This is a genomic window from Halomonas sp. ND22Bw (assembly GCF_003011945.1).
In the GTDB taxonomy this organism is placed as follows: domain Bacteria; phylum Pseudomonadota; class Gammaproteobacteria; order Pseudomonadales; family Halomonadaceae; genus Halomonas; species Halomonas halophila.
In genome coordinates, this window is sequence record NZ_PXWD01000378.1 from 1 (window position 1) to 351 (window position 351).

Annotated in this window: 1 protein-coding gene; it reads left to right on the forward strand. The window is 67.8% G+C overall.

The window, feature by feature from the left end; genetic code table 11:
* Positions 1–351 (forward strand): HAD-IC family P-type ATPase (locus tag CVH10_RS18530; RefSeq protein ID WP_146143055.1); only part of this gene is annotated, 351 nt, incomplete at both ends.

Consider the following 351-nt stretch of genomic DNA (forward strand, 5'->3'; position numbering starts at 1 on the left):
CAAGCTGGTGGCCATGTGCGGCGACGGCACCAACGACGCGCCGGCCCTCGCCCAGGCCGATGTCGGCGTGGCGATGAACACCGGCACGGTGGCGGCCCGCGAGGCCGGCAACATGGTCGACCTGGACTCCAACCCGACCAAGCTGCTCGAAGTGGTCGAGACCGGCAAGGCGCTGCTGATGACCCGCGGCTCGCTCACCACCTTCTCGATCGCCAACGACGTGGCCAAGTATTTCGCGGGTCTCCCGGCGATGTTCCTGACGCTCTACCCGCAGCTCCAGGCCCTCAACGTCATGGGCCTCGCCTCGCCGCGGAGCGCCATCCTCTCGGCCATCATCTTCAACGCGCTCAT